General features: G+C 36.7%; 7 protein-coding genes. All 7 read left to right on the top strand.

Going from position 1 to position 4,806, the window contains the following annotated elements; all coding sequences use genetic code 11:
• The first annotated feature begins 52 nt into the window (after positions 1-52).
• Complete coding sequence (gene ffh, locus J7J33_03825) at positions 53-1,348, top strand: signal recognition particle protein (GenBank protein MCD6168418.1); 1,296 nt, start codon at positions 53-55, stop codon at positions 1,346-1,348.
• A complete protein-coding gene (locus J7J33_03820; protein ID MCD6168417.1) occupies positions 1,345-1,554 on the top strand; it encodes a 4Fe-4S dicluster domain-containing protein in 210 nt (69 codons plus the stop codon). Before ffh ends, J7J33_03820 begins: the two co-directional genes overlap by 4 nt.
• Positions 1,551-2,657, top strand: a complete 1,107-nt coding sequence (locus tag J7J33_03815) for a 2-oxoacid:acceptor oxidoreductase subunit alpha (protein MCD6168416.1) — start codon at positions 1,551-1,553, stop codon at positions 2,655-2,657. Before J7J33_03820 ends, J7J33_03815 begins: the two co-directional genes overlap by 4 nt.
• Positions 2,654-3,478: a 2-oxoacid:ferredoxin oxidoreductase subunit beta gene (locus J7J33_03810; protein MCD6168415.1), complete on the top strand. Its 825-nt coding sequence runs from the start codon at positions 2,654-2,656 to the stop codon at positions 3,476-3,478. Before J7J33_03815 ends, J7J33_03810 begins: the two co-directional genes overlap by 4 nt.
• On the top strand, positions 3,456-4,004 hold the full coding sequence (locus tag J7J33_03805) for a 2-oxoacid:acceptor oxidoreductase family protein (protein ID MCD6168414.1): 549 nt from the start codon (positions 3,456-3,458) through the stop codon (positions 4,002-4,004). The genes J7J33_03810 and J7J33_03805 overlap by 23 nt, the downstream gene beginning before the upstream one ends.
• Complete coding sequence (mce, locus tag J7J33_03800; protein ID MCD6168413.1) at positions 3,997-4,398, top strand: methylmalonyl-CoA epimerase; 402 nt, start codon at positions 3,997-3,999, stop codon at positions 4,396-4,398. Before J7J33_03805 ends, mce begins: the two co-directional genes overlap by 8 nt.
• Positions 4,395-4,806 (top strand): L,D-transpeptidase (locus J7J33_03795; protein MCD6168412.1); only part of this gene is annotated, 412 nt, incomplete at its 3' end. The genes mce and J7J33_03795, both read left to right, overlap by 4 nt.

The following is a 4,806-nucleotide window of genomic DNA, read 5'->3' as shown; positions in this document are numbered from 1 at the left end:
CTATTAAAGATTTAATTTGACATTAACTTATTTTATGTTATCTTAAATAAGGATGTTTGAGAAGATTTCTTCTGGAATAAGGGAATTTTTGGATAGATTTGGGAGAAGGGGTCTCCTAACAAAGAGGGATATAGAGGATGGCCTTGAGTTTTTTAAAAAAATCCTTATCTCATCAGATGTCAACATAAAGGTAGCAAAAGAGATACTTAGAAGGGTAAAGAAGGAAGCCGAGAAGGAAAAATCATTAAAATCTCTCCTTCCTCAAGAACAGATGACAAAGATTCTCTATGATGAGTTGATTAGGGTTCTTGGGAAAACATATCCATTAAAAATATCCTCTATTCCTCCAACGGAGATCATCTTATTTGGAATTCAAGGTAGTGGCAAAACAACCACCAGTGGAAAACTTGCACTTTATCTTCAAAAGAAGGGCTACAGGGTTCTTCTTGTTCCACTTGACTTAAAAAGACCTGGAGCAATAGACCAGTTAAGAGAGATATCTGAAAAGGTGGAAAGTAAATTTTTCTTTGAAGAAAACGAGAATGTTTACTCATTAATAAAAAAAGCCAAAAGTTTCTCCAAAAAGAATGGTATAGACTTTATTATCTATGACACTCCAGGTAGGCTTCACATAGATAAAGAGATGATGCAGGAACTTAAGGATATTAAAGATGAGATAAAACCAAAAGAAAGTTTACTTGTTGCATCATCTCTCCTTGGTCAGGGAAGTGTTGATATTGCTCTTGAGTTTAAAAGAAAAGTGGGGCTTACTGGGATTATTGCAACAAAGGTTGATGGAGACTCCAAAGGTGGTTCTATCCTCTCTATGAAATTTGTTACAGGAGTGCCAATAAAATTTATTGGTACAGGAGAAAAAATGGAAGATTTCTCCGAATTTGATCCAGAAAGCTTTGCAAGAAGGATAATGGGACTTGGTGATATAAAGGGACTTATTAAAAAAATAGAAAGGGTAAAGGAAGAAGAGAGGGAGAAAATAACTTTAAAGAAAAGGGAGAGATTTGATTTAAATCTATTTTTATCCCAGATGGAGACAATAGAAAAAATGGGTGGATTCTCCTCTCTTATTTCCCACATACCTGGAATACCAACTGGATTTAATGTGGATGAGAAGGAAATAAAAAGGATGAAAGCAATTGTTCAATCAATGACAAAACAGGAGAGAAGACATCCTGAAATTATAGATGGAAGTAGGAAAAGAAGAATTGCCTCAGGATCTGGAACAAGCGTTAATGATGTAAACAAGCTTCTTAAAAATTTTAAGATGATGAAACAGATGATGGGAAACAAAAACTTGAATAAGATGATGAGGAGGGGAGGTTTGCTATGAGCGTAAAAACAAAAAAAGCCTTCAGAGTTGCAATTGACAAGAACCTCTGTAAAGAGTGCCGGATATGTGTAAGAGTGTGTCCGAAGAATGTGTTTGATGTTGATGAAAGAGGGATAGTATATGTAAAGTTTGAAGATTCCTGCATAGGCTGCAACATCTGTGAAAACCTCTGTCCTGATTTTGCAATTGAGGTGAAGAAAAGATGAAAAGATTGTATCAGGGAAATGAAGCCAGTGCAATTGGAGCATTGGATGGAGGACTTGATATTTTTGCAGGTTATCCAATAACCCCTTCAAGTGAAATTTTAGAGGTGCTCTCTAAAGAGATGCCCAAGAGAGGAAAAACATTCATCCAGATGGAGGATGAAATCTCTTCTGTTGCTGTAATAACTGCTGCTGGATTGTCTGGCAAAAAGGCTTTAACTGCCACATCTGGTCCAGGTTTTTCCCTCATGCAGGAAGGATTAAGCTTTGCATGTATGGTAGAGAGCCCCTGTGTTATAGTAAATGTAATGAGGGGAGATCCATCCACGGGGCTTCCAACTCATGTGGGACAGGGAGATTACATGCAATCAAAATGGGGAACGCATGGTGATCACCCAATAATTGTCTTTTCTCCAGGAAGTGTCCAGGAATTTTACTGGTTAACTCGTTTTTCGCTGGATATATCCAAGTACTTTAGAAATCCAGTTATAGTACTCTCAGACGAAACTGTTGCTCATATGAGAGCTGAAATGGAGAGAAGCAATCCTCCTTATAAATTTGAGTTCTCCTCTCTTCCAAAACCTGATAAACCATACAATTTTGAGAGAGATCTAATATCTGCTCCCTATCTTGGAGATGGTAAGGGAATTAAAATTACAGGTCTTTTTCATGATGAGTATGGATTTCCAGATGCTGATGAGGAAAATGCCCAAAAGTTAATAGATCACCTCTTAAGAAAAGTATATTCATATAGAAGAGAACTTTTCTATTACGAGGAAGAAACTGAAGGTAAAGATCTCATCCTTGTATCCTTTGGAGTTATGGGCACTGTGATAAAAGAGGTAAAGAGAAAACTGGAGAGAAGAGGTATCAAAGCTGGTTTTTTAAGACTTATAACCCTTAACCCATTGGATGAGAAAAAAATAAAACAGATGCTTTCAGAGGCAAAACTTGTTTTTGTAGTGGAACTAAATAAAGGACAACTCTACCTTGATATAGAGAGGATTATGGAAAACAAAACAAAAGTTTATCCAATAAATTTTGTGAGGGGAAATGTTATACCCCCAGAAGAGATAGAAAGTAAAATATTAGAGGTGATAGGATGAACTGGAGGGATTATCTCGATTGGGGAAGACTTCCAACTATCTTTTGTCCTGGATGTGGACTTGGAATTGGCTTAAGAGCTATACTTGAATCCTTTGCAGAATTGAACTGGAAGAGAGAAGATATAATCATGGTCTCTGGGATTGGATGTTCTTCAAGAATTCCTGGATATGTGAATACAGATTCTCTCCACACACTTCACGGAAGAGCACTTGCCTTCGCAACAGGAGTAAAACTTTCAAATAGAGACAAACATGTGGTGGTAATAACAGGAGATGGAGATGGATTGGGAATTGGTGGAAATCACATGATACATGCTGCAAGAAGAAATCTGGATATAAAAGTTTTTTTGTTCAACAACATGATATATGGTATGACAGGTGGTCAAGCTTCACCAACTACTCCTCTTGGTGCCTACACAACCACCTCTCCTTATGGAAAATACGAACCCACCTTTGATTCAGTTGAACTTTTAAAGGGTGCCAATGCTACATTCATTGCGAGGGGGGCAGTATACTTTTACCTCCATCTATTAAACATAATAAAGAAAGCACTTAAACATAAAGGTTTTTCCTTTGTTGAAATTCTCTCTCCCTGTCCAACATACTTTGGTAGACTTCAGGGAATTTCAGATCCATCCAAATTTTTGCTTCAACAGAAAGAAATAACATACAGGATTGAAATGAAGGATAGGATTCCAGAGGAGGAGAGAAAAAATAAGATACCCTTGGGTATATTTGTAGATGAAGAAAGGGAAACTTTTGAGGAACTGTATGAGAAGGTGATAAGGAGTGTAAAAAATGAGGAAGGAATTTCTATTTAGTGGAAGGGGCGGACAGGGTTCCATCTTTGCCTCTATAGTTCTTGCTGAAGCGGCACTTATAGAGGGATTACATGCAGTTCAAAGTCAAGTTTATGGCGCAGCTGCAAGAGGAGAAGTAACAAAGGCAGAGGTTGTAATCTCTGACTCAGAGATACTTTATCCTCGTATAAGAAAGGCTAATTTTTATGTCTCCTTTGATTACAAGGCTTTAACAAAATTTATAAAAGAATTTGACATAAGCGGAGTTCTTATATTTGATAATACATACAAGAGTATAGATAAGAAAAAACTTAAGATTGCTAAAGTCTATGAGTATCCTTTTTCAAAAAGATCCATAGAGGAGTTTAAATCTACCCAGCCAACGAATATGATGGCTCTTGGGTTTCTTGCCGGAATATCAAAGATAGTCAAGATTGAATCTTTAATTGAATCTTTAAGAATAGTTGGAAAAGAGAAATTCTTTAATATAAATGAAGATTCTTTAAAAATAGGATATGCTCTATCAAAGGAGGTAAAGGATGATTGAAAAAATAGACCACATTGGTATTGCAGTAAAAAGCATTGAACAATCAAAGAAGTTTTTTAAAGATATACTCGGGCTAAAGGTTGTTTTTGAAGAGACTCTACCTGATTCTGGTGTAAAAGTTCTTGGTCTTAGCATTGGCGAATCAAGAATTGAACTTTTAGAGGCGTATGGAGAAAACTCTCCAATAGAAAAATTTATTGAAAAAAGAGGAGAAGGTTTGCACCACATCGCCATTAAAGTGGATGATATAGAGGAGATGTTAAAGGTATTTAAAAATAACGGCATTAAACTGATAGACGAAAAACCAAGAATTGGAGCAGAAGGTAAAAAAATTGCATTTGTACATCCAAAGAGCACACATGGAATTCTCATGGAACTTGTTGAAGAAAAATGAGAAAATACATTATCCTCACCTCCCTTATTATCCTTCTCCTCCCACCTATAATAGTGGATAAATCGCTCCATGTTATAGTTGTAAACAAAGAGAATAAAAGGTTTGTCTTTCCTGTAGCCATAGGAAGTGATAGCACTCAAACACTGGAAGGTGTTTTTCTTATAACTGGAAAGAGTAAGGACCCAGAGTGGTTTATAGATGGTAAGATTTACCCACCATACAAAGAGGACCCAGAGAATGGGCTTGGAACTCGCTGGATGGCTCTATCCTGGAGAGGGTATGGAATTCATGGAACAAACGATCCATTCTCTCCGGGAAAAAGTGTATCTCAGGGATGTGTAAGACTTCAGAACAAAGATGTGGAGAAGATATTTGATTATGTCAATGTGGGAGATAGAGTTAAAATAT

It is taken from the genome of Caldisericia bacterium, from assembly GCA_021158845.1.
Lineage (GTDB): Bacteria > Caldisericota > Caldisericia > B22-G15 > B22-G15 > B22-G15.
This window is presented reverse-complemented; position numbering and strand designations above follow the sequence as displayed.